The following is a 22,196-nucleotide window of genomic DNA, read 5'->3' as shown; positions in this document are numbered from 1 at the left end:
GGCGTCACATCTCCCGGCCGATGACCCGGGCGATGGCCCGGCCCTTTTCGATGACCGCGGCAAAGCGGTCCGGCTTCAGGCTCTGGGCCCCGTCGGACCAGGCGCACTCGGGATTCTCGTGCACTTCGATGATCAGCCCGTCCGCCCCGGCGGCAATGGCCGCCAGACTCATGCTCTCCACATAGCGCCAGTTGCCCGTGGCATGGCTGGGGTCGATGATGATGGGCAGGTGGGTTTTCTCCTTGATGATGGGAATGACCGACAGATCCAGCGTATTGCGGGTGTATTTTTCAAAGGTACGGATGCCCCGCTCGCAGAAGATGACGTTTTCGTTGCCCGCGGCCATGATGTACTCGGCGGACATGATCCATTCCTCGATGGTGTTGGCAAGGCCCCGCTTGAGCAGAACGGGCTTTTTCATTTTGCCCACGGCTTTCAAAAGCTGGAAGTTCTGCATGTTGCGCGCGCCGATCTGCACCAGGTCCACATACTGTTCAAACTCTTCGATGCGGTCCTCGCTCATCAGCTCGCTGACGATGGGCAGACCCGTGGCTTCCCGGGCCTTCACCAGGTCCAGAATGCCCTCGGTGCCCAGGCCCTGAAAGGCGTAGGGCGAAGTGCGGGGCTTGTAGGCGCCGCCCCGCAGCATAGTGCCGCCGGCGGCCTTGACCTTTTTGGCCACATCGATGGTGGGCTGCTCGCCCTCCACGCTGCACGGGCCGCCGATGACCACGATTTTTTCGTGGCCGCCCACTTTCACGCCCGCCACATCGATGATGCTGTCCGCCTCGTGAAACAGGCGGTTGGCCTTTTTGTACGGCTCGGACACCCGCTGCACGTTTTCCACATAGGGATTGGCCCGGATCTGCTTTTCGTCCAGAATGGTGGTGTCGCCCACCAGGCCGAACACGTTGTAGTCCGTGCCGCGGATCATGGTCACGGACAGGCCCTTTGCCTCAAATTCGTGAATAATTTTCTCCAGCTCTGCAGCCGGGGTTCCCCGTTTGGTGCTGATGATCATGACTGTTTCTCCCCTTCGTCCCTGTTTTGCCCATCGGCCAGCAGCGCTTCCATGCCGCGCACGTAGCCCTCTTTTCCAAGGCCGATGAAATGATATTTGCAGGCCATGCCCGCATAACTGATCTGCCGGAAGCTCTCCCGCTTGGTCACATCGGACAGATGCACCTCCGCCGCGGGCAGCGCCACCGCCTTCAGCGCGTCCAGAATGGCCACGCTGGTGTGGGTGTAGGCCGCCGGGTTGATGACGATGCCGTCCACCCGGCCCAGCGCCTTTTGAATGGCCGTGACCAGCTCGCCCTCGCTGTTGGACTGAAAGAACTCCACCTCACAGCCCAGGCGGGCGGCCTCGCCCTTCAGATATTCCAACAGGCCCTCATAGGTCAGGGTGCCGTAGATGTCCGGCTCCCGGATGCCCAGCATGTTGATGTTAGGCCCGTTCACAATCAAGAACTTCATAAAAACGCTCCTTCACACGGTCCGCCACCGTGTAAAACGGGGCGTCGTTGTTCACTTTTGCATGGCAGGCCTTTTGGTACAGCGGCGCGCGGACCGCGTACTGCGCCTCCAGCGCCTGCCGGCTTTGGGACAGGGGCCGCGCGCCCCCGGGCTGCAAGTCCTGTAAAGGCCGGTCAATATACACCACCACGCCGTTCTGGCGCAGGGCGGCCACGTTCTCCTCCCGCAGGACCACGCCCCCGCCCGTGGACAGCACCTGCCCGCTCTCCCTGGCGAACCGCGCGGTCACCCGGCTTTCCACGTCCCGGAAATAGGTCTCTTTGCCGGGAGCCAGAATCTGCGAAATGGGGCGGCCTTCCTGCCGCTCGATCTCCGCGTCCAAATCCACAAAGCGCTTGCCCAGCAGCTTGGCGCAGGCCTTGCCCAGGCTGGTTTTGCCGCAGCTGGGCATGCCGATGAGCACCAGGTTCGCCTGTTTGGCGCGCAGATCCCGGTAGATGGACTCGATTTCTCCATCCGGTATTTTTTTATCCGTAAAATACTCTGCGGCGTATTTCGCCTGTGCCACCAGCATGGACAGGCCGTTCACACACCGCACGCCCAGCGCCTCGGCCTGCTGCAGAAGGGCCGTGTGGAAGGGGTTGTACACCACGTCCGCCACGGCTTCCAGCCGGGGGAAGGCCGTCAGGTCCAAAAGGCACTCCCCATTGTTGGGGTACATGCCCGCGGGGCTGACGTTGACCACCACTTCCACGTCTTTGCGCTTCATGGCGTCCTCGTAGGACAGCGCGCCGTTTTTGCCGCTGCGGGAGGCCAGAAGGACCTCCTTCGCGCCCTGATCCCGGGCCACGGCGGTCACGGTGCGGCTGGTGCCGCCGGTGCCCAGCAGCAGCACCGTGCGGTTTTGAAAAGCAATGCCCGCCCGCTTTGTCATGTACGCAAAGCCGGCGTAGTCGGTGTTGTAGCCGTACAGCCGGCCGGATCGGTTGATCACCGTGTTCACCGCGCCGATGGCAGCGGCCTTTTCATCCACTTCGTCGCAGGCGGCCAGCGCCAGCTGCTTGTAGGGGATGGTCACGTTCACGGCCCGGAAGTCCCGGGATGCGAAAAACGCCCGGGCCGCGTCCTCATCGGGCAGAGGCACCAGGTCGTAGGCATAGCCGCCCAGCGCCTCGTGAATGGGTTTGGAAAAGCTGTGGCCCAGCTTTTGGCCGATCAATCCGTATTCCATGACGAACCCTCCTGCCAGGCTGTGCCGAACTGCTGCGCGCACAGGTCCGCCAAACCGAACGCCACCAGACTGTCCTGCACCACACGGGCCCGGTGCACGATGCACGGGTCGTGCCGGCCGTTGATCTGCAGGGTGGCGTTGCGCTTTGCGGCGTAATCCACCGTCTGCTGCACTTTATAAATGCTGGGGGTGGGCTTGACCACAGTGCGCAGCACCACGGGCATGCCGTTGGTGATGCCGCCGTTCACCCCGCCGTTGCGGTTCTGGGTGGTGACCACCCGGCCGCCCTGCATGCGGAAGGGGTCGTTGGCCTGGCTGCCCCGCAGGCCCGCCAGCGCAAATCCGTCGCCGAACTCCACACCTTTCACCGCGGGAATGCTGAACAACAGGCCGGCCAGCACGCTCTCCACGCTGTCAAAGAAGGGTTCGCCCACGCCTGCGGGCAGGCCCAGCACCACGGTTTCCAGCACGCCGCCCACGCTGTCGCCCTCGGCGGCGGCCGCCTCGATGGCCCTTGTCATGGCCGCGCCCCGCACCTCGTCCAGCACGGCGAAGTCCTTTTCATTCAGCTGCCGTGCCTGGCGCAGCAGCGTCTCCGGGTCCCGGGAGAAAGGCGCATCCTCCACGCCCGCGCATTTGGCCAGGTGCGTGGCAATGACCACGCCCTTGTCCTCCAGCATCTTCGTAAAAATGCTGCCGGCGGCCACCACGGGTGCGGTGAGCCGGCCGGAGAAATGGCCGCCGCCCCGGGCGTCCTGATAGCCGCCGTACTTGGCATAGGCCGTGTAATCCGCATGACCGGGGCGCAGAAGGTCCGCGGTCTTGGCGTAGTCGCCGCTGCGGGTGTTCTCGTTTTCAATCAAAAGGGTCAGGGCCGTGCCCGTCGCCCGGCCCTGGTACACGCCCGATACAAAGCGCACCCGGTCGGCCTCGGTGCGGGCCGTGGAAATTTTACCCTTGGCCCGGCGCTTGTCCATCTGGCGGGCCACAAACGCCTCGTCGATGACCGTGCCCGGCCGCAGCCCTGTGACCACAGCGCCGATGGCGGGGCCGTGGCTCTCACCGAAGACGGTCAGGGTGAAGGCAGTGCCTGTGCAGTCGCTCATTGGATCCCCTCCCCGATCAGCGTGCGAAGCTCTTCCAGCGGAATTTTGTCCAGCCGCACCTGACCCAGCTCGGGCACGCGCACCACGGTCACCGCGTCGCCCGACGCCTTTTTGTCATGGGTCGCAAACCGGAAGATCTCGTCGCCGTCGTATTCGATGGACGCGGGCAGCCCCAGGCGCTTGTACACCGCTTTGACCCGGCTGCGCAGCGTCTCGTCCTCGATCATGGGCAGCATGCCCAGCGCCACGCACTCGCCGTGGTACAGGCCACCCAGATGCTCGGCGCTCTCGATGCCGTGGCCGATGGTGTGGCCAAAGTTCAGCACCGCCCGGCGGCCGGTCTCCCGCTCGTCGTTTTCCACCACGTTCTTTTTCACCACCAGGCTGCGGTACAGGATCTCTTCCAGGTCCTTGTCCGCGTCGCCGGTCTCAAACAGTTCAAACAGATCCTCGTCGGCGATCAGGCCGGCTTTCACCGCCTCGGCCAGACCGTTGATGAAATGGCGGCGGGGCAGCGTGTCCAGCGTGTCCGGGTCCGCCACCACCAGCCGGGGCTGATGGAAGGCGCCCACCACATTTTTGGTGCCCGCCAGGTTGACGGCGGTCTTGCCGCCGATGGAGGAATCGATCTGGCTCAGGGTGGTGGTGGGGCAGTTGATGAAATCCACGCCCCGCATGTAGCAGGCAGCCGCAAACCCGGCCAGATCGCCCACTACGCCGCCGCCCAGCGCCAGCACCGCGTCCGAACGGCCGAACCCGGCTTCCAGCATGGTGGTGAGGATGCGCTCCAGACAGGCGAAGCTCTTGGACCCTTCGCCCTGGGGCACGCACACCTCCACGCCCCGGCCGCACTGGGCCAGAATCGCTTCCACATAGCGGCGGGGCACGCCCTCGTCCGTCACCACCAGCACCTTTCGGTTCAGGTTGATCAGCTGGTTGACCCGGGCCAGAGCGCCCCGGCGCACCACGATGTCATAGCTGCGCACACCAAGACGCATGGTCAGTTTCATGTTGCTCTCTCCTTTATTCCCGGCCGTACACGCCCAGCACCCGGGCGGTGCGGCACAGACCGTTCAGTTTTTCCAACAGCGCGCGGGAGCTGTCCGAAGACACGTCGCCCACCAGCTCCACATAAAAGTAATACTCCCAGGGCACATGGGGCATGGGCCGGCTTTTGATGCACTCCATGTTGAAGCCCATCTCCCCGATGGCCTGCACCACCCGGGCCAGACTGCCGGCCACATGGTCCACGGTAAACAGCAGGCTGAACCGGTTGCCCGCCGCGGCCATCTCCCGTCCGATGACGATGAACCGGGTGGTGTTGCTCTCGCTGGTGTTCACGTCTTCCGCCAGCACCGCAAGGCCGTACAGGGCCGCCGTCTCTTTTGAGGCGATGGCCGCCAGCGTCACGTCGCCGGTCTCGGCCACATACTTGGCCGCGGCGGCGGTGTTGGCCATGGGCCGGGTCTCCAGCCCCAGCGTGCGCAGGAACTTTGCCGACTGCTGCAGCGCCTGCGGGTGCGACACCACCTGCCTGACCTCGCTCAGCTTTGCGCCGGGCACGCCCAGAAGGTTCTGGCTCACGGGCAGATCGTACACCTGCTGCACGCACAGGTCTTCGTGGGCAAAGCACAGATCCAGCACTTCGCTGACGTCGCCCGCATGGCTGTTTTCAAAGGGCAGCACGCCGCAGGCGGCCTCGCCCTTTTCCACCGCGTCAAACACCTGGGCCCAGGTGGGGTACGCCCGGGCCGCTGCATGGGGGAACAGCCGGGTCAGCGCAATGTGGCTGAAGGCGCCCTCCACCCCCTGATAGGCCACGGCGTCCCGGGCCAGCACCCGGCTTTGAAACGCCCGGGACACGGCCATGTTGTGCCGCACAAAGTCCTCGTACCATTCGGCGTACGCTTTGTCCGGCAGCAGCGCCAGGTTCTTTTCCACCACAGCCTCTTCCCGGGATGCATCCAGCACCGGAAGGCCGTGTTCTTTTTTATAGGCCACCACGTCCCGCACCGCGTCCATGCGGCGGCAGAACAGCTGCGCCATCTGGGCGTCCACTTCGTCAATGACGGCGCGCGCCTGTGAAAGTTTGTCCACGCAAACCACCTCGTTTTTGCCAGTATACCAGAGCACCGGCCTTATTTCAATTGCAGCAGGGGCATTTGGGCCATCCGGTCAAAGGCCTCGGCCATTTTGTCCACGCCCACGGTGCAGGCGATGCGCAGATAGCCCTCGCCCGCGTCGCCGAAGGCCGAGCCGGGCACCATCAGCACATGGGCCTCTTCCAGAATCCGGGCGCAGGCCTCCATGCTGGTCAGCCCGGTCTTTTTGATGCCCGGGAACAGGTAGATGCCCCCCGCCGCAGGGCTGAGGGTGAAGCCCGGGATCTCCCGGATGCGCTTTGCGCCGTATGCCATGCGTTTCTCAAATTCCGGCACGATCTGCCGCGCGTATTCGTGCCGTTTTTCCAGCGCGTACAGCGCCGCCCGCTGGGAATAGCTGGGCGCGGAGAAGATCAGGCTGTCGTTGATGCGCTTCACCGCCCGGCAGATCTCCGCCGGGGCCACGATGTTGCCCACCCGCAGGCCGGTCATCACAAAGTTCTTGCTGAAACTGTTGATGGTCACCGTGCGCTGCGCCATCTCCAGCAGGCTCATGATGGGGACAAAGCGCCCGCCGTACACAAAACTGGTGTAAATGTCATCCGCGATGACCAGCAAATCGTGCCGCCGGGCAAACGCCGCCAGCGCGGCCAGGGTCTCGTCCGAATAGCACACGCCCGTGGGGTTGTTGGGCGTGTTGATCAGCAGCGCCTTGGTGCGGCCGGTCACATAGGCTTCGGCCCGCTGCACGTTGGGCTGCCAGCACTCCTCTTCGGTGCAGGGCACGCACACGGGCACGCCGCCCGGGATGCGCACCTGCTGCTCATAGGCCGAGAAGTACGGGTCGAACACAAGCACCTCGTCTCCTTCTTCCAGCACGGCTTCCATCACAAGGCTCATGGCCGCGCAGCCCGCCGTGGTCACAAACACGTTCTCCCGGCCGATGTTCACGCCATAGTCCTCGGCGTAAAAGCGCACGATGGCGTCCCGCAGTTCCGGATATCCCCAGGGGTCGCTGTACTTGGTGTACCCGGCCAGCGCATCCGCCCCCGCCTTTTCCAGAATCTCCGCCGGCACCGGAAGATCCGGATCTCCGATGGAAAAATCAATGATGTCCGGATACAGCTTCGCCTTGTCCGTCACCGTCATCAAGGGGTTCGTCTCCTCGCCCTGCCACTCTTTTGCCAAAAACTGACGCATTCCCATTCCCTCCGTGATTTGACGATTTGGGTCCAGTATACCACGTTTGGAACAAGTTTAGCAATAAAACATCGAAAAAAGCCGCCGGAATTCCCCTTGACGGGCCGGTCTCTTTGGCTTATCTTGAAGGGAGAAACCCTTATAATAAGGAGGTCGTATGAAAGCGCTGCAAACCTGCTGCCTCACCGGCCACCGGGATCTCCCCGCGGATACCCGGCTTCTGGAGGCCCGCCTGACCGAGGCCGTCCGCGGCCGTCTGGCCCAGGGCGTTCGCTATTTCGGCGTGGGGGGCGCCGTGGGGTTTGACACCCTGGCCGCCGAGGTCCTTCTGAACCTGCGGGACACCCTCTATCCTCAGATCCGGGTCATCGCGGTAGAGCCTTTTGACGGGTTCACCAGCCGGTGGACCGACGCGCAGCGCGCCCGGCGGCAAACGCTGCTGCCCCGGTACGACAAGCGGGTGTGCCTGCTGCCCCGGGGAAGCCGGGAAGCCTATCTGGCCCGGGACCGGTACCTGGTGGACAACTCCGCCCACTGCATCAGCTACTGCAATCGCACTTCGGGCGGCACGGCCTACACCGTGCGGTACGCGCTGCGCCGGGGGCTGTACGTGGAGAACCTGGGCAGCCTGAACGTGGCCCTTTTTTGACGAAAATGCCTTTTATATGCTATAATAACTTAATTATACAGTAAGGGGGCGGTGGGATGCGCGCACTGAAACGTACCTTGCTCTGGCTTTTGCTGGTGGCCGTTCTGGTGGGCGGCCTGGTGGGCGGCACGCTGTTCTGGCTGTACCGCAGCACCGACGAGACGGACTTTGAGCCCCCTGCCCTGACGCTGAACGGGCAGACCCTGACCCCTACCCAGTGCGAATGGCACGCGCCCGTGCTGAACGGTGTGCTGTATAAAACCTATGCACCTGCCGCTTCTCCGCGGCAGGACCTGGGCGAGATCGGGCAGGCCACCGTGCCCCTGTCTCTTCCCAAAGACGCGCTGGTGGCCCTGACGGTCACCGGGCCGGACGGCGCCACGCTGTACAGCGAGAACTCCGCCCAGCGGACGGAGCTTTCGTTCTCCCAAAACGGCACGCACATTCTGCGGGCCACGGTGGAGATCAAGCCCCGGGCGGGCAAGGGGTACGGTGTTTTTCGGTATGAAGCGGCCTTCACGGTCAATGCGCCCCCGCAGGTGCAGTTCTCTTCCACGCGGCTGGAACAGGGCGGCGTGGTGTGCGTACGGGTCAGCGGCGTGCTGGACGAAGGTGCGGCTCTGCAGCTGGAAAGCGATCTTCCCGCCACGCCCTTCGTGGACGTGCCCGGCGGAAAGGCGGCGTTTCTGGGCCTGCACTACAACCGGGAACCGGGCGACTATGCCGTGACCGTGCGCTGCGGCGATTTTGTGCAAAGCGCGGTGGTCACCGTGGTGCACCGGGATTATCCCCGCCTGTATCCGCCCGCGTCCGAGCCTGCGTCGGCCGTAGCTTTGCAGCAGTGGCGGGACGCCATCTATCCGCTGTACAGTATGTCCGCCACACCCCCGGCCTGGAGCGGCCGGTTCACGGCGCCTCTGGCGTCCGCCGTGGAAAGCGTGCCCTACGGCTCGTTTGTGTACGAGGGCGGCAGCCAAAGCCCCAGCCGCTCCAGCGGCGTGGAATACAGCTGTGCGGCCTCGTCGCCGGTGACGGCGCCGGCCGCGGGCACCGTGGTGTTTGCGGGCTCGCTGGAGCTGACGGGCAACACCGTGGTGCTGGACCACGGCGCGGGCCTGAAAACCTACTTTTTCTACCTGTCACAGCTGAGTTGTGAAAAGGGCCAGACGCTGGAGCAGGGCGCTCAGCTGGGGCTGAGCGGCGAACGCCTGTTCTTTGAGGCCCGCATCGGCAACCAGAGCATTGACCCCGCCGCTTTGTTCGACGGAAGCAGCGGTTTGTATTTTGCACAGTAAGGAGCAACCCATGGAACCTACCAATCACACACCGGAAAACCTGCCTGCGCAGCAGCCGGAGACAGCGCCGGCCGCAGACGCGCCCCAGGAGCAGGCCGCCGCACCCAAAGCGGATACCCCGGTGCTGCACAAGATCGTGACCAACCTGCAGCGGGGCGCCAATGACGGCGCCGCCCAGCCGCAGAACGGAAAAATTCCCGCCGGGGCCGTTTGGAACGCCCTGGGCCAGCTGTTTTACCGGGTGGGCCAGCAGACCGAATACGCCTTTGTGCGGGCGGGCCGCCGGTTGCGCCGCATTCTGCGGGCGCTGCGCAGCGGCGCCGTTGCGCTGACGCTGCTGTTTCTGCTGCCGGTCCTGCGCTTTTTCGGCCTGATCGTACAGGATCTGACCGAGCCCTTCCGCCGCTTTGCCCGGGGCCTGCGCAACGCCTACCGGGCCGCGCAGGAAGGCGAGGGAAGCAAAGACGGTCTGAACTATCTGAAAAGCGGCGTAAAGGCCTACCGCTATCTGGTGGGCAACGCCCTTCGTTACCTGATGCCGCTGGGCGCGGCGGCGGTGCTGGTGTTCACCGTGCATCAGGTCCTGTCCTACGACTACTCGCTGGCCGTGGAGTACAACGGCCAGATGCTGGGCTTCATTGAGAATGAAAACGTGTGGGAAAGCGCCGAAAACTACGTGCGCGAGCGCATCATCGCCTCGGATGAGAGCGCCCGGGACTGGACCGCCGAGCCCACCTTCTCCATTCGCCCCATTGACGCGGCCGCCCGGTCCACGGCCTTCCAGCTGGCGGACGATATCATCGCCAGCGCCAGCGACGAGATCCAGAACGCCACGGGCGTGCACATCAACGGCGAACTGCTGGGCGTGGCCACCGACGGCCAAGCCATTCAGGACGTGCTCAACCAGGCCCTGGCCCCCTATCAGGAGAGCCAGAACGAAAACCACCGGGTGGAATTCGCCCAGGACGTGCAGCTGGTGCCCGGCGTGTATTTCACCTCGTCCATTGAAGGCACCGACACCCTGATCGACGCCCTGTATTCCAACCCGGATTATCTGAAGGTCAAGACCATCGACGTGGTGGAGTACGACGAGGAGATCGCCTACACCACCGAGGAAGTGGAGAGCGACGACTATTACACCGGCGTGCGGAAGGTGATCCAGGCCGGCCGCAACGGCACCCAGCATGTGGTGGCCGAAGTGACCAGCATCGACGGGCAGGAGGTCTCCCGCGTGCCGCTGCAGGTCACGGTCACCGAGGAGATGACGCCCCGCATCGTGGCAGTGGGCACCCAGACGCCGCCCACCACCTCCATCACCGGCTCGGGCGTTCTGGTGTTCCCGGTGCCGGACTACGTGGGCATCAGCACCCGGTTCGGCCAGGGCGGCCACCGCGGCGTGGACCTGCGCGCTCCTTACGGCGCGCCCATCTACGCCTGCGACAGCGGCACCGTGGTGGAAGCCGGCTGGCATTACAGCTGGGGCAACTATGTGAAGATCGACCACGGCAACGGCATGGCCACTTTGTACGCCCACTGCTCCAGCCTGGCGGTAAGCGCCGGCCAGGGTGTGGCGCGCGGCCAGGTCATCGGCTATGTGGGTTCCACCGGTTACTCTTCGGGCAACCACTGCCATCTGGAGCTGTACATCGGCGGTTCTCTCACCGATCCCATGGCCTATATCAGCTGACGAAAGAGGTGCTTTTATGAAACTGGATAAACCCACCCTGCTGCGCCTGGCCCTGGTGCTGGGCGGCTGCGTGGTCCTGTACTGGGCGCTGTGCAACCTGGCGCTGCTGGGCGCGGCGCTAGGGCTGCTGGCCGGGGTGCTGTTCCCGCTGACGCTGGGCTTCTGCATTGCCTTTGTGCTGAACGTGCCCATGCGCTTTCTGGAACGGCACCTGTTCCTCCGCACTCAAAAGCCGGTGCTGAAGCGGCTGCGCCGGCCCCTGTGCATCCTCATCTCGCTGGTGTTCATTCTGGCTGTGCTCACCGCGGTGTTCTGGCTGGTGGTTCCGGAACTGGTCAATGCCCTTGTGGTGCTGGCCAACACCGTGCCGCCCTTCCTGGCCAAGGCCACGGCCTGGCTGCAGGACAACGCCGACCGCTTTCCCCAGCTGGAGAGCTGGCTGGCCGGGCTGGACATCGACTGGGCCAAAACCGGCCGAGACATCATCACCTACCTGACCGGCCAATTCAGCTCCCTGCTGGGCGGTACCGTGCAGGTCATTTCCGCCACGGTGGGCGGCGTGACCAATGTGGTCATCGCCTTCATTCTGGCGCTGTACATCCTGCTGGGCAAGGAAAAGCTGAAAGCCCAGTGCACGGCGGTCTGCCGTGCCTTCCTGCCCGAGCGCTTCGCCAAAGGGCTCTTGTATGTGACGCGCCTTTCCTCCGACACTTTTGCCAGCTTTGTCACCGGCCAGTGCATTGAGGCCTGCATTCTGGGCACGCTTTGCTGGCTGGGCATGACGCTGTTCCGTTTCCCCTATGCGCCCATGATCGGCGCGCTGGTGGGCTTCTGCGCTCTGATCCCCATTGTGGGCGCGGTGATCGGCACTGTGGTGGGCGCCTTCATGATCATGATGGTGGACCCTGTTCAGGCCATTCTGTTTGTGATTTTCCTGTTGACGCTGCAGCAGATCGAAGGGAACCTGATCTATCCCCGGGTGGTGGGTTCCTCGGTGGGTCTGCCCGCCATTTGGGTGCTGGCCAGCGTCACGGTGGGCGGCAGTTTGTGGGGTATCGGCGGCATGCTGTTTGCCGTGCCGGTGTGCAGCATTCTGTACACGCTGATGCGCCGCGTCACCCAGTACCGGCTGGCGGAAAAAGAGGCCAAAAAGCATGCGGCTTCCTGACGCCGCCGGGGGTCCGGCTCTCGATCGCACAGTGTTTAACTCATAAAGCGGAGGATACGTCCTCCGCTTTCTTTGTGTGTAAAATTCACAACGCACATAGTGTTTAGTTGTTAAACTTATTGCATTTTGTCCATTGACGAATGTCTCCTCTGGCGGTATGATAATACACATCAGCATCGTTAAATGCAGCGTACAGGCAGTACTGCATGGGCCCCTGCTTTCAGAGAACCGCCGGATGGTGCAAGGCGGCAGCAGACCAGGTTAGGCATCCCCTGCGAGCAGCCGCGTCCAACGGATTCTTCCCAGTAAACGCGGCCGGACGCCGCCCCGTTATCGGCGGGCATGTTTTTTCGACACCGCAAAGGGGCCGCGCTTGCGGCAAGCGAAGTGGTACCGCGGAACTTGTATACAGGGTTTCGTCTTCACAAAGAAGGCGAAACCCTGTTTTTTAACGGTGAAAAATCAACGAGAGAGGGAATCAATATGAACGGACTCATCATGATGTGCATCGCCATCGTCGTGCTGGGCGCCGGCTATCTGGTCTATGGCCGCTGGCTGGCGAAAACCTGGGGCATCGACCCCAACGCAAAAACACCCGCCTACGAATTTGAAGACGGCGTGGACTATGAACCGGCGGACACCAACGTGGTCTTCGGCCACCAGTTCGCCTCCATCGCAGGCGCAGGCCCCATCAACGGCCCCATCCAGGCCGCGGTGTTCGGCTGGGTACCCGTGCTTTTGTGGGTGCTCATCGGCGGCGTGTTCTTCGGCGCCGTGCAGGACTTCTCGTCCATGTACGCCTCTGTGAAAAACAAGGGCCGCACCATCGGCTACATCATTGAAGAATACATCGGCAAATGGGGCAAAAGCTGTTCCTTCTGTTCTGCTGGCTGTTCTGCATTCTGGTGGTCGCCGCTTTTGCGGACGTGGTCGCGGGCACATTCAACGGCTTTGCGACCGACGGTTCGCAGATCGTGGCCAACGGCAACGTGGCCACCACCTCCATGCTGTTCATTGTGGAAGCCGTGGCCCTGGGCTTTTTGCTGCGCTACGGCAAGCTGCACAAATGGGTGAACACCGCCATTGCCATCCTGCTGCTGGTGGCGGGCGTGGCCGTGGGCCTGCACGCTCCGGTGTTCATCTCCCAGGGCACCTGGCACCTGGTGATCTTCGCCTACATCTTCGTGGCCAGCGTGGTGCCTGTGTGGGCGCTGCTGCAGCCCCGTGACTATCTGAACAGCTACCTGCTGGTGTTCATGATCGTGGCCGCCGTGGTGGGCGTTCTGCTGACCAATCCTTCCATCAACCTGCCGGCCTTCACCTCCTTCTACGTGGAGGGTACGGGCTACATGTTCCCCATTTTGTTCGTCACCATCGCCTGCGGCGCTGTGTCCGGCTTCCACAGCCTGGTGTCCTCGGGCACTGCGTCCAAGCAGATCAAAAACGAGAAGAACATGCTTCCCGTCTCCTTCGGCGCCATGCTGATGGAGTCCATGCTGGCGGTGATCGCGCTGATCGCCGTGGGCAGCTTTGCCACCGGCGAGGCCGCAGCTCAGGGCTACACCACGCCCGCCCAGATCTTCGCAGGCGGCGTGGCAGGCTTCCTGGCAAAGCTGGGCCTGTCCTGCAACCTGATCTTCACGCTGATCAACCTGGCGGTGTCCGCCTTTGCGCTGACCAGCCTGGACAGCGTGGCCCGCATCGGCCGTCTGTCCTTCCAGGAACTGTTCCTGGACGCTTCCATTGAGGATGACCATATGGAGCCCTGGCGCAAAGTGGTCACCAACAAATACTTTGCCACGGTGCTGACGCTGGTTCTCAGCTACCTGCTGGCCAAGGCCGGTTATCAGTCCATCTGGCCGCTGTTCGGCTCTGCCAACCAGCTGCTGAGCGCGGTGGCCCTGTTTGCACTGGGCATCATCGTGGCTGTGCAGGGCGTGAAAAAACTGCTGGCTCAGGAGCCGGCCAAAGCCGAAAACTGAGCGCACAAACTTTGAGGGGTGTTGCGGGCGCGGAAGGAAAAGCCTTCCGCGCCCGTTTTTTTTGCGCTTGTGCGACGGCTTTTGGCATGGTATACTTGTATGTATCCTGATTTTGTAGACAAAGGAGTGTTGTGCATGGGCCTTTTGGCAGACGCCCGTTCCATGCGGGAGAAGGACCCGGCCGCCCGGACGCTGGCCGAGGTCATGCTGTTGTATCCGGGCTTCCATGCGCTGGTGTTCTACAGGGTGTCGCACTGGCTGTTCCGGCACCGGCGTTTTTTCCTGGCGCGGATGGTCAGTCAGTGGGGACGCGGATTCACGGGCATCGAGATCCATCCCGGCGCCACCATTGGCGACGGACTTTTCATCGACCACGGCGCGGGGGTCGTCATCGGCGAGACCGCCGAGATCGGCAACAACGTGACGCTGTACCACGGCGTGACGCTGGGCGGTACCGGCAAGGACGAGGGCAAGCGCCACCCCACCATTTGCGACAACGTGCTCATCGGCACCGGGTGCAAGGTGCTGGGCCCCATCGTCATCGGCGAAAACAGCCGCATCGGCGCCAACAGCGTGGTGCTGGCCAACATTCCGGCCAACGCCACCGCCATCGGCATTCCGGCCCGGGTGGTGCGCATCAACGGCAACAAGGTGCAGCACGAAAGTGAAGTGCTGAACCAGCGGGATTATCCCGACATTGTGCGGGCCGAGCTGGCGGCGCTGCAAAAGCGCATCACCCAGCTGGAAGAGCGCGCCCACGATTTCTCCCGCGGCGGCGGAGAGGACGATTACGAATAAACGGTTTTGCCTTTTGTGTTCCGAAGGGCAGGTTCGGCCCCGGGGCCGGGCCTGCCCTTTTTTGTTTGACGGAGGATCTGCGCATGTTTCTGTTCACCGGAGCGCTGTTTGTTTTATGCGGCCTTCTGCTGCTGGCCAAGGCGCGGCGCATGACCCAAAGCCGGGGAATTTCCGTGGTGGTGGGCCTGTGCGCCGCAGGGCTGGCGCTTTTGGGGCTTCGGTTGATTCTTTACGCATTTACCACATTTTGAGGAGGACTCCACATGGAAGAACTGCTTCGTTTCGGCATTGTGGGCTGCGGCTCCGTCGCTGCTTTCCACGCACAGGCCATTGAAAACACCTCCGGCGCGGTGCTGACCGCCTGCTGTTCCGGCAACCCTCAAAAAGCCCGCACCTTCGCCGCCGCCCATGGCGCCCGCGCTTTTGACACTCTGGAAGAGCTGCTGGCAGGCCCGGTGGACGCCGTATGCCTGTGCACCCCCAGCGGTCTGCACGCCCGGCAGGCGCTGGAAGCCATGGCCGCCGGGAAGCACGTGGTGGTGGAAAAGCCCATGAGCCTGACGCTGGAAGACGCGGACCGGGTTCTGGCCGCCGCCCGGCAGACCGGCCGCAAGGTGTGCGTGATCTCCCAGCTTCGGTTTCAGCCGGCGGTGCAGGCCGTGCGGCAGGCGCTGGACGCCGGGGCGTTCGGCCGGCTTGTGTGCGCCAATCTGTCCATGAACTATTACCGCAGCGAAGCCTATTACCAGGCCGGCGGCTGGCGGGGGACCTGGGCCATGGACGGCGGCGGCGCCCTGATGAACCAGGGCATCCACGGGGTCGATCTTCTGCGCTGGCTGATGGGCCCGGTGACCAGCATCCGGGCGTCGGTGCTCACCCGCGCCCACGCCATCGAAGTGGAGGACACGGCCGCCGCTTTGCTGGAATTTGAAAACGGTGCGGTGGGCACGCTCACCGGTTCCACCGCCTGCCATCCGGGCTATCCCCGGCGGCTGGAGATCTGCGGCACCGAAGGCAGCATCGTACTGGTGGAGGACGCTCTGGTCCGCTGGGACCTTCCCATCCCCTGCCCGGTGCCTGTGGGCGAAGGAGCCAACAGCGGCGCAGCCGACCCCAATGCCATCGGCGCGGCGGGCCATACGCTGCAAATTGCCAATTTTGTGGACGCTGTGCGCAACGGCACGCCGCTGCTGGTGGACGCGCAGCAGGGCCGTCAGGCACTGGAAGTGGTGCTGGGCGTCTATGCTTCCGGCCGGACCGGCCGGACCTGGCACCCGGAAACACCCTGACCGGATAGAAGGGAGACCGAACCCATGAAAAAGAAACGGCTGGCAGCGGGACTTTTGGTGCTTGCCGCCATCGGCCTGTTTGTTTATTTTCGGCCGCTGCCCCTGGCGGATACGCTGAACGGCAGCGATCAGCTGCTGGTTTTGCTGGAACAGACCACCATTGAGAACGGCAAGCCCCACATGGAGGTCTCTCAATACGACCGCCTTACCCCGGAACAGCAGGACCTCATTCGGGCGCTGTTTGCAGACGCCACTTACCACCGGACCCTGCACACGCCCTTTTCCGACGGCTCCACCCGGAAATTGTCGGACCGGGTGGCTTATGTGCACACCTTTGATGAAAATGCGTGGGTGGCCACGGTGTATTTTTCCGAGGCGGGCGAACTTTCCGCCAACTACCGGACGCACCGGCTGAACGACGCGTCGCAGCTGATGGAAGAGCTTGCAAAGATCTGCCAATAAAAGGATGGAAAGCAATATGAAAGCGTTTGTTTTCTGCATTGTCATGAACTTTGTGGCGGCGGTGGTGCTGATCGGCGCCGGCGGTATGGAAATGAACAACCTGGGGACCGGCATTCCCGCGGTTTTGTGTGCCGTTGCCGGCGTCTGCGGCATTCTGCAGCTTTCCAAAAAGAAACCGTAAAAAAGCAGGGAGAGGCAGCTGCCTCTCCCTGCTTTCTTGTCCTACCAAAAAGGGAGCAGTTCTGCTCCCTTTTTGTTTTCATTTAAAAGCCGCCGGCCGTGCGGGGGAAGGGGATCACGTCCCGGATGTTGGGGATGCCCGTCAAATACATGATCAGGCGCTCGAAGCCCAGGCCGAAGCCCGCGTGCTCCACGCTGCCGAACCGCCGCAGGTCCAGATACCACTCGTAGTCCTCTTTGCCCAGGCCCAGCTCCGCCATGCGTGCTTCCAGCACGTCCAGGCGCTCTTCACGCTGGCTGCCGCCGATTAGTTCGCCCACGCCCGGCACCAGCATATCCGCCGCGGCCACGGTCTTGCCGTCGTCGTTCAGCCGCATGTAGAAGGACTTGATCTCCTTGGGATAATCGGTGACGAACACCGGCTTTTTGTAGATCTGCTCGGTCAGATAGCGCTCGTGCTCGGTCTGCAGGTCGGTGCCCCAGTCCACTTTGTACTGGAACTGGTCGTTGTGGGCTTTCAAAAGTTCCACGGCCTCGGTGTAGCTGACGCGCACGAACTCGCTGTTGACCAGCGCGTTCAGGCGCTCCAGCAGGCCCTTGTCAAAGAACTGGTTGAAGAACGCCAGCTCGGCGGGGCACTGCTCCAGCACATAGGCGATGACGCTTTTGACCATGGCCTCGGCCAGGTCCATGTCGTCGGCCAGGTCCGCAAAGGCGATCTCCGGCTCAATCATCCAGAACTCCGCCGCATGACGGGGCGTGTTGGAATTCTCCGCCCGGAAGGTGGGGCCAAAGGTGTACACCTTGCCGAAAGCCGTGGCCATGGCCTCGGCTTCCAGCTGGCCGGACACGGTCAGGTTGGTGGAACGGCCGAAGAAGTCCTGGGAGAAGTCCACGGTTCCGTCCTCGGTGCGGGGCACATTGTCCAGATCCAGCGTGGTCACCCGGAACATCTCGCCTGCGCCCTCGCAGTCGGACCCGGTGATCAGCGGCGTATGGGCGTAGACAAAGCCGTTCTCCTGGAAGAACTTGTGAATGGCGTAAGCTGCCACGCTGCGCACCCGGAAGGCCGCCGCAAAGGTGTTGGTGCGGGGGCGCAGATGAGGCATGGTGCGCAAAAATTCAACCGTGTGGCGTTTTTTCTGCAAAGGATACTCGGGGCCGCAGACACCCAGCACCCGAATTTCGTCGGCGTTCACCTCAAAGGGCTGCTTGGCGCCCGGGGTCAGCACCACCCGGCCGGTCACCTGCAGGCTGGTGCCCACACCGGCCTTGGCGATCTCCCGGTAGTTGTCCAGCTTGGCCGCTTCGAACACGATCTGCAGCGGCTTGAAGCAGCCGCCGTCCGACAGTTCGATGAAGCCGATGTTCTTGGAATCGCGCACCGTTCTGGCCCAGCCGCACACGGTGACAACCGCGCCGTCCGCCGGGGTCTCGCGGTAGAGCTGGCGAATCTCCGTTCGTTTCATTGTACATCACTCCTGAAAATAAAAAATCCGACAGCCCGACCGTCCTCTTTAGGACGAATCGCTGTCAGATCCGCGGTGCCACCTAAATTACCGCCGAAGGCGGTCCCTTTTCCGCTCGAAAAAGCGTTGCAGCTTAACGCGCTGCCCACGGCGCACCTACTGGCCCGAAAGTGTTCGGCTTGCGGCTCGGGAGGGTTCTTCACGCGGGGCGCGGCGCAGGGCTTCCACCATCCCCCGCTCGCTTTGCCTGCCGGATCGCCTTACTTTTCTCCGTCGCTGCCTTTGGCTTTTATGGTACCATTCCCGCGGCCGGTTTGTCAAGTGGGGACAGATTCGCCGCATTCCACAACAAAAGTACATGGAAAGCGCGGGCTGCCGCCGATATAATGAAGATAAAGACCGATGCGAACCAAGCTTTTTGTTTTCCACAAGAGGAGGAGTTTTCATGGCAGAGACCGCGCTCCTGATCGAACGGCTGCTTCGTTTCAGCCTGCAACATTCGCTCATCACCGAACTGGACGAGTATGTGGCCCGCAACACCCTGCTGGACCTGTTCGGCCTGTCCGAGCCCTGGTCGGGGGAAGTGCCCGAGGAACATTTGGACGTACCCACGGAAATTTTGGAAGGCCTTTTGGACTGCGCCGCCGAAAAAGGCCTGTTTGACAACGAGGTGCCCGCTTTGCGCGTGAACTTTGAAGCGCGCATCATGGGTGCGGTCATGCCCCGGGAAAGCGAGGTGGCCGCCAAGTTTGACGCACTGTGGAAAACGGGCGGTTCCAAGGCCGCCACGGACTACTTCTACGATTTGTGCATCGTGTCCAACTACATCCGCACCGCACAGATCGCCAAAAATATTCAGTGGGACTATCCCTGCAAATACGGCACGCTGGAGATCACCATCAACCTGACCAAGCCGGAAAAGGACCCCAAGACCATCGCTTTGGAGCGCCTGCAGCCCGCGGCCAGCTATCCCAAGTGCATGCTGTGCCCGGAGAACATCGGCTACGCGGGCCGGGTGAACTTCCCCGCGCGCCAGAACCACCGCATCGTGCCCCTGAGCCTGTGCGGCGAGCGCTGGTACCTGCAGTACAGCCCCTATGTCTATTACAACGAGCACTGCATCGTGTTCGCGGAAAAACACGAGCCCATGCGCATTCAGCCCCGCACCTTTGCCCAGCTGTTTGATTTTGTGCGCCAGTTTCCCCATTACACCTGCGGCTCCAACGCGGACCTGCCCATTGTGGGCGGCAGCATTCTCAGCCACATGCACTTCCAGGGCGGCCGCTACACCTTCCCCATGCAGCGCGCCCAGACGCTGAACACCTATCAGCACCCGGCGTATCCGGACGTGAAGATCGAAACGCTGCGCTGGCCGGTGAGCACTGTGCGCGTCACCGGCCGTGACGTGGCCCAGATGCAGGCCTTTGCCGAGCAGTTCCTGCAGACCTGGCGCGGCTATTCCGACGCGGCGGCGGACATTCTGGCCACCACCGAGGAGAACGGCGAGAGCGTGGCCCACAACACCGTGACCCCCATTTTGCACTACGACAGCGAGGCGGGCTATGTGCTGGATCTGGTTCCCCGGAACAACCGCACCAGCGAAGAGTACCCGGCGGGCATCTTCCATCCCCATCCCGAGATCCACCACATCAAGAAAGAGAACATCGGCCTGATCGAGGTCATGGGCCTGGCCATTCTGCCCAGCCGGCTGGAGAAGCAGTCGGCCCTGGTGGCCAAGGTGCTGGCGGGCCGCATGGACGCCGCCGACGCCAAGGCCGCCGCGCCCGAGCACAGCGACTGGATCGATTTTCTGGTGGAAAAATACGGCTGCGGCACCAGCGAGGCCAAGGCGCTGGAGATCGTCAAACAGGAGATCGGCGCCAAGTTTGAGACCTGCCTGGAGCACGCGGGCGTGTTCAAGCAGACCCCGGCGGGTCAGGCCGCTTTTGACCGGTTCCTGGCAAAGCTGGGCTGTGCGAAACTTTAAGACTTCACAAACACCAAAAGGGAGGCAATGCCTCCCTTTTTCTTTTTGCAAAGCCGCCTGTCAATCGGCCTCGTCGCCGCTGAGGAAACTTTGCACCACAGCATCCGCCTGCTGGCCGGGGCGGAACAAACCGTCCTCGCCGTATTCCCCCGGCAGCGTAAAGGACCGGCACTCCGGCGACTGCTTCTCCAAAAAGCGGAAAATGCGCTCATAATCGTAGATTTTGGTGGCGGTCAGCGCGGTGGAGCACCGGCTCACAGCCGTGCGCATGGCGTCGGGCAGCACCTGGGTCAAATGCTCCATGCCCGCCTTCAGAAAGGCCAGGTATCCCTCGGCCCGCAAAAGCAGCTCCCGCTCCGGATTGGCCGCCCCCGCCTGCAGCACCTGGCTGAACAGTTCGGTGTTGAGCGCCATGCTGCCCACCCCCGGAATGCTCAGCTGCAGCTCGCCCAAGGTGGCGGCGCTCATATAATTGGCCAGGCTCATGCTGGCGTTTCCCAGCCCGGCCGTCAGCTGTGCCAGCAGATCCCCGTCACAGTACACATAATCGCTGACCGGAACCCCCAGCACCTGGTACAGAAGCTCCGCGGCCTGGGCCGGGCCCGCGCTCTGCACCGCCTGCAGCAGGCTTTGCTGGCCGCCCGTCCCGGGCACGGCCAGCTGGGCGGGCACCGCCATGGTGGCAACCCGGTTTTCCATGGCGTCAAACCGAAGCAGCACAAAGTGCTCCGGCTCTTCGGCGCCGGTCATCACCAGAAGGGTTTTGGCGTCGGTGGAAGTGGGGTGCGTGATGGGCACATCCGTGCGGATCTCCTGCACCGGGGCCGCCCGGCTGAACCCATACGCCGCCACCACCAGATAGAAGGGCAGAATCACCGCCAGCGACATCAGCAGCGAGCGCCAGAACAGTTTGGAACGCTTCATCTTCCCCCTCCTTTCCATGATGTATATAGCATGGCCCGCCGGCACATGTTATATACAAACGGAAAGGAGGACCAGCCATGAAAAAAGACCCTATGAACGCGCCGGCCGTGCGCGCCGCACGCCGTGCGCGGCCGGACCCGGCGGACCCCTTCGGCAGCTACACCGGCCGCCCCGAAGATCCCGCCGAGACGCCCGTGCAGGACGCCGACGACTTGTGACAAAGAAGGGTGCCGACCGCCAGTCAGCACCCTTCTTCTTCGTCTTCCACGTATTCCAGAATGTCGCCGGGCTGGCAGTCCAGCGCTTTGCAGATGGCATCCAGCGTGCTGAAGCGCACCGCCCGCACTTTCCCGGTTTTTAAGTACGATAAATTGACATTGGAAATGCCCACTTTGGCAGCCAGATCGTTCAGCCGCATTTTTCGGTCCGCCAGGACCCGGTCCAGTCGAATGATGATCATAATGTGTGGTCCACCTCGTCCTGCAGGCTGACCCCGTACGAGAGGATATACGCCGCCACCAGAACCGCAATGCTGGGAATGGCGTTGTTCAGCAGATTTTGCCCGGTGGAAAGGGCGATCCGGCTTTGGGAAAACAGATTGAACAGTCCGCAAAGCCCCAGCTTGAGGAACGGGACCAGCAGCGCCGTGAAAAGCTGCAGCAGACCGTAATACAGCAGGCCGGCAGCGTTTCGCTGCGAAAAAATTTCGCCCCGGTGGATATTGGCAAACACCCGGCTCAAAATCCAATAGGCCGCAACCAGCGGCACCGCGTTCACCGCGTACAATAAAACCAGAAAGACCCGCACCGCCGGGTCGATCTCGCCGTCCTGTGCCCACACGTACACCGAATCGGGGGACGTGACGGTCAGGCTGCGGGAAGCCGGTTCGTGGTTTTCCTCTGCGTAAATGGCGCGCTCGTATACTCCTTCGCCCGTGTGCAATTCAAAGGTCTGCCGCCCCAGGGCGCTCAAAAGCAGCCCCAACAGGAAAAAGCCGATCACAAAATAACAAATCACACGCAAAAACTGCGCCGCCGCGCGGGCCACAGGCTCCCGCATCCATGCTGACAGCTGCTTCATCTTCCTCACCTCACTTTCATTGTAATCGACTGCTCTTCTTTTTTCAACACAAATTTAATGAAAAACATTAAATTTTTAATCCAATAGCAGAACAGGGCGGCACCGTGACGG

At 62.7% G+C, this 22,196-nt stretch carries 22 protein-coding genes and 1 pseudogene; 12 read left to right on the top strand and 11 right to left on the bottom strand.

Features of this window, described 5'->3' with window-relative positions; all coding sequences use genetic code 11:
* Positions 1 to 4 precede the first annotated feature (4 nt).
* From aroF to WMO24_RS03895, 7 genes are read right to left on the bottom strand one after another with little or no spacing between them, the layout of a single operon-like run.
* Positions 5 to 1,021, bottom strand: a complete 1,017-nt coding sequence (gene aroF / locus WMO24_RS03925; RefSeq protein ID WP_349215012.1) for a 3-deoxy-7-phosphoheptulonate synthase — start codon at positions 1,019 to 1,021, stop codon at positions 5 to 7.
* On the bottom strand, positions 1,018 to 1,476 hold the full coding sequence (gene aroQ, locus WMO24_RS03920; RefSeq protein WP_349215011.1) for a type II 3-dehydroquinate dehydratase: 459 nt from the start codon (positions 1,474 to 1,476) through the stop codon (positions 1,018 to 1,020). Before aroQ ends, aroF begins: the two co-directional genes overlap by 4 nt.
* Complete coding sequence (locus WMO24_RS03915; protein ID WP_349215010.1) at positions 1,448 to 2,707, bottom strand: shikimate kinase; 1,260 nt, start codon at positions 2,705 to 2,707, stop codon at positions 1,448 to 1,450. Before WMO24_RS03915 ends, aroQ begins: the two co-directional genes overlap by 29 nt.
* A complete protein-coding gene (gene aroC / locus WMO24_RS03910) occupies positions 2,692 to 3,813 on the bottom strand; it encodes a chorismate synthase (protein WP_349215009.1) in 1,122 nt (373 codons plus the stop codon). Before aroC ends, WMO24_RS03915 begins: the two co-directional genes overlap by 16 nt.
* Positions 3,810 to 4,823 (bottom strand): 3-dehydroquinate synthase, encoded by a 1,014-nt coding sequence (gene aroB, locus WMO24_RS03905; protein WP_349215008.1) that lies wholly within the window; start codon positions 4,821 to 4,823, stop codon positions 3,810 to 3,812. Before aroB ends, aroC begins: the two co-directional genes overlap by 4 nt.
* Before the next feature lie 13 nt (positions 4,824 to 4,836).
* Positions 4,837 to 5,910: a bifunctional chorismate mutase/prephenate dehydratase gene (locus WMO24_RS03900; RefSeq protein ID WP_349215007.1), complete on the bottom strand. Its 1,074-nt coding sequence runs from the start codon at positions 5,908 to 5,910 to the stop codon at positions 4,837 to 4,839.
* A gap of 41 nt (positions 5,911 to 5,951) precedes the next feature.
* Complete coding sequence (locus tag WMO24_RS03895) at positions 5,952 to 7,115, bottom strand: aminotransferase class I/II-fold pyridoxal phosphate-dependent enzyme (protein ID WP_349215006.1); 1,164 nt, start codon at positions 7,113 to 7,115, stop codon at positions 5,952 to 5,954.
* 157 nt (positions 7,116 to 7,272) lie between these two features.
* Here WMO24_RS03895 and WMO24_RS03890 point away from each other — a divergent pair, with 157 nt between their 5' ends.
* The 10 genes and pseudogenes from WMO24_RS03890 (at position 7,273) to WMO24_RS03840 (ending at position 16,626) form a co-directional block, all read left to right on the top strand.
* The gene (locus tag WMO24_RS03890) at positions 7,273 to 7,764 is read left to right on the top strand and encodes an SLOG family protein (RefSeq protein WP_349215005.1); all 492 of its coding nucleotides are present in this window, start codon (positions 7,273 to 7,275) and stop codon (positions 7,762 to 7,764) included.
* 56 nt (positions 7,765 to 7,820) lie between these two features.
* Positions 7,821 to 9,059: a M23 family metallopeptidase gene (locus tag WMO24_RS03885; RefSeq protein WP_349215004.1), complete on the top strand. Its 1,239-nt coding sequence runs from the start codon at positions 7,821 to 7,823 to the stop codon at positions 9,057 to 9,059.
* A 10-nt stretch (positions 9,060 to 9,069) separates the two neighbouring features.
* A complete protein-coding gene (locus tag WMO24_RS03880) occupies positions 9,070 to 10,746 on the top strand; it encodes a M23 family metallopeptidase (protein WP_349215003.1) in 1,677 nt (558 codons plus the stop codon).
* A 16-nt stretch (positions 10,747 to 10,762) separates the two neighbouring features.
* Positions 10,763 to 11,914: an AI-2E family transporter gene (locus tag WMO24_RS03875; RefSeq protein WP_349215002.1), complete on the top strand. Its 1,152-nt coding sequence runs from the start codon at positions 10,763 to 10,765 to the stop codon at positions 11,912 to 11,914.
* Between the two features lie 342 nt (positions 11,915 to 12,256).
* Positions 12,257 to 13,896, top strand: a pseudogene (locus tag WMO24_RS15795) (carbon starvation CstA family protein).
* A gap of 135 nt (positions 13,897 to 14,031) precedes the next feature.
* The gene (gene epsC / locus WMO24_RS03860) at positions 14,032 to 14,694 is read left to right on the top strand and encodes a serine O-acetyltransferase EpsC (protein WP_349215000.1); all 663 of its coding nucleotides are present in this window, start codon (positions 14,032 to 14,034) and stop codon (positions 14,692 to 14,694) included.
* Positions 14,695 to 14,777: 83 nt separating this feature from the next.
* Positions 14,778 to 14,945: a hypothetical protein gene (locus WMO24_RS03855; protein WP_349214999.1), complete on the top strand. Its 168-nt coding sequence runs from the start codon at positions 14,778 to 14,780 to the stop codon at positions 14,943 to 14,945.
* Between the two features lie 12 nt (positions 14,946 to 14,957).
* Positions 14,958 to 15,983, top strand: coding sequence for a Gfo/Idh/MocA family protein (locus WMO24_RS03850; protein WP_349214998.1), 1,026 nt, complete (start codon positions 14,958 to 14,960; stop codon positions 15,981 to 15,983).
* Positions 15,984 to 16,007: 24 nt separating this feature from the next.
* Positions 16,008 to 16,445 carry a hypothetical protein gene (locus tag WMO24_RS03845; protein ID WP_349214997.1) on the top strand — a complete coding sequence of 146 codons (438 nt, stop codon included), beginning with the start codon at positions 16,008 to 16,010 and terminating at the stop codon, positions 16,443 to 16,445.
* A 16-nt stretch (positions 16,446 to 16,461) separates the two neighbouring features.
* A complete protein-coding gene (locus tag WMO24_RS03840) occupies positions 16,462 to 16,626 on the top strand; it encodes a hypothetical protein (RefSeq protein ID WP_349214996.1) in 165 nt (54 codons plus the stop codon).
* Positions 16,627 to 16,708: 82 nt separating this feature from the next.
* Here WMO24_RS03840 and asnS read toward each other — a convergent pair whose 3' ends face one another.
* The gene (gene asnS / locus WMO24_RS03835; RefSeq protein WP_349214995.1) at positions 16,709 to 18,094 is read right to left on the bottom strand and encodes an asparagine--tRNA ligase; all 1,386 of its coding nucleotides are present in this window, start codon (positions 18,092 to 18,094) and stop codon (positions 16,709 to 16,711) included.
* A gap of 445 nt (positions 18,095 to 18,539) precedes the next feature.
* Here asnS and WMO24_RS03830 point away from each other — a divergent pair, with 445 nt between their 5' ends.
* Positions 18,540 to 20,081, top strand: coding sequence for a UDP-glucose--hexose-1-phosphate uridylyltransferase (locus WMO24_RS03830; RefSeq protein WP_349214994.1), 1,542 nt, complete (start codon positions 18,540 to 18,542; stop codon positions 20,079 to 20,081).
* A gap of 60 nt (positions 20,082 to 20,141) precedes the next feature.
* On the opposite strand, the gene WMO24_RS03825 is transcribed toward WMO24_RS03830, so the two are convergent.
* Positions 20,142 to 21,005, bottom strand: a complete 864-nt coding sequence (locus WMO24_RS03825) for a hypothetical protein (RefSeq protein ID WP_349214993.1) — start codon at positions 21,003 to 21,005, stop codon at positions 20,142 to 20,144.
* Positions 21,006 to 21,082: 77 nt separating this feature from the next.
* On the opposite strand from WMO24_RS03825, the gene WMO24_RS03820 reads away from it, so the two are divergent.
* A complete protein-coding gene (locus WMO24_RS03820) occupies positions 21,083 to 21,223 on the top strand; it encodes a hypothetical protein (RefSeq protein WP_349214992.1) in 141 nt (46 codons plus the stop codon).
* A gap of 23 nt (positions 21,224 to 21,246) precedes the next feature.
* Here the strand turns inward: WMO24_RS03820 and WMO24_RS03815 are convergent, their stop codons facing one another.
* Both WMO24_RS03815 and WMO24_RS03810 read right to left on the bottom strand, forming a co-directional pair.
* Positions 21,247 to 21,468, bottom strand: coding sequence for a helix-turn-helix domain-containing protein (locus WMO24_RS03815; protein WP_349215034.1), 222 nt, complete (start codon positions 21,466 to 21,468; stop codon positions 21,247 to 21,249).
* Entirely contained in the window at positions 21,462 to 22,085 is a 624-nt protein-coding gene (locus WMO24_RS03810; protein WP_349214991.1) for a DUF2975 domain-containing protein, read from the bottom strand. The genes WMO24_RS03815 and WMO24_RS03810 overlap by 7 nt, the downstream gene beginning before the upstream one ends.
* Between the last annotated feature and the right edge of the window lie 111 nt (positions 22,086 to 22,196).

Origin of the sequence: Ruthenibacterium intestinale (assembly GCF_040096265.1) — a bacterium.
Classification (GTDB): domain Bacteria; phylum Bacillota; class Clostridia; order Oscillospirales; family Ruminococcaceae; genus Ruthenibacterium; species Ruthenibacterium komagatae.
This window is presented reverse-complemented; position numbering and strand designations above follow the sequence as displayed.

Bases quoted from the DNA above. Each gene is read 5' to 3' on its own strand.
- aroF (WP_349215012.1), bottom strand. From the start codon at position 1,021: ATGATCATCAGCACCAAACGGGGAACCCCGGCTGCAGAGCTGGAGAAA.
- aroQ (WP_349215011.1), bottom strand. From the start codon at position 1,476: ATGAAGTTCTTGATTGTGAACGGGCCTAACATCAACATGCTGGGCATC.
- WMO24_RS03915 (WP_349215010.1), bottom strand. From the start codon at position 2,707: ATGGAATACGGATTGATCGGCCAAAAGCTGGGCCACAGCTTTTCCAAA.
- aroC (WP_349215009.1), bottom strand. From the start codon at position 3,813: ATGAGCGACTGCACAGGCACTGCCTTCACCCTGACCGTCTTCGGTGAG.
- aroB (WP_349215008.1), bottom strand. From the start codon at position 4,823: ATGAAACTGACCATGCGTCTTGGTGTGCGCAGCTATGACATCGTGGTG.
- WMO24_RS03895 (WP_349215006.1), bottom strand. From the start codon at position 7,115: ATGCGTCAGTTTTTGGCAAAAGAGTGGCAGGGCGAGGAGACGAACCCC.
- WMO24_RS03890 (WP_349215005.1), top strand. From the start codon at position 7,273: ATGAAAGCGCTGCAAACCTGCTGCCTCACCGGCCACCGGGATCTCCCC.
- WMO24_RS03885 (WP_349215004.1), top strand. From the start codon at position 7,821: ATGCGCGCACTGAAACGTACCTTGCTCTGGCTTTTGCTGGTGGCCGTT.
- WMO24_RS03880 (WP_349215003.1), top strand. From the start codon at position 9,070: ATGGAACCTACCAATCACACACCGGAAAACCTGCCTGCGCAGCAGCCG.
- WMO24_RS03875 (WP_349215002.1), top strand. From the start codon at position 10,763: ATGAAACTGGATAAACCCACCCTGCTGCGCCTGGCCCTGGTGCTGGGC.
- epsC (WP_349215000.1), top strand. From the start codon at position 14,032: ATGGGCCTTTTGGCAGACGCCCGTTCCATGCGGGAGAAGGACCCGGCC.
- WMO24_RS03855 (WP_349214999.1), top strand. From the start codon at position 14,778: ATGTTTCTGTTCACCGGAGCGCTGTTTGTTTTATGCGGCCTTCTGCTG.
- WMO24_RS03850 (WP_349214998.1), top strand. From the start codon at position 14,958: ATGGAAGAACTGCTTCGTTTCGGCATTGTGGGCTGCGGCTCCGTCGCT.
- WMO24_RS03845 (WP_349214997.1), top strand. From the start codon at position 16,008: ATGAAAAAGAAACGGCTGGCAGCGGGACTTTTGGTGCTTGCCGCCATC.
- WMO24_RS03840 (WP_349214996.1), top strand. From the start codon at position 16,462: ATGAAAGCGTTTGTTTTCTGCATTGTCATGAACTTTGTGGCGGCGGTG.
- asnS (WP_349214995.1), bottom strand. From the start codon at position 18,094: ATGAAACGAACGGAGATTCGCCAGCTCTACCGCGAGACCCCGGCGGAC.
- WMO24_RS03830 (WP_349214994.1), top strand. From the start codon at position 18,540: ATGGCAGAGACCGCGCTCCTGATCGAACGGCTGCTTCGTTTCAGCCTG.
- WMO24_RS03825 (WP_349214993.1), bottom strand. From the start codon at position 21,005: ATGAAGCGTTCCAAACTGTTCTGGCGCTCGCTGCTGATGTCGCTGGCG.
- WMO24_RS03820 (WP_349214992.1), top strand. From the start codon at position 21,083: ATGAAAAAAGACCCTATGAACGCGCCGGCCGTGCGCGCCGCACGCCGT.
- WMO24_RS03810 (WP_349214991.1), bottom strand. From the start codon at position 22,085: ATGAAGCAGCTGTCAGCATGGATGCGGGAGCCTGTGGCCCGCGCGGCG.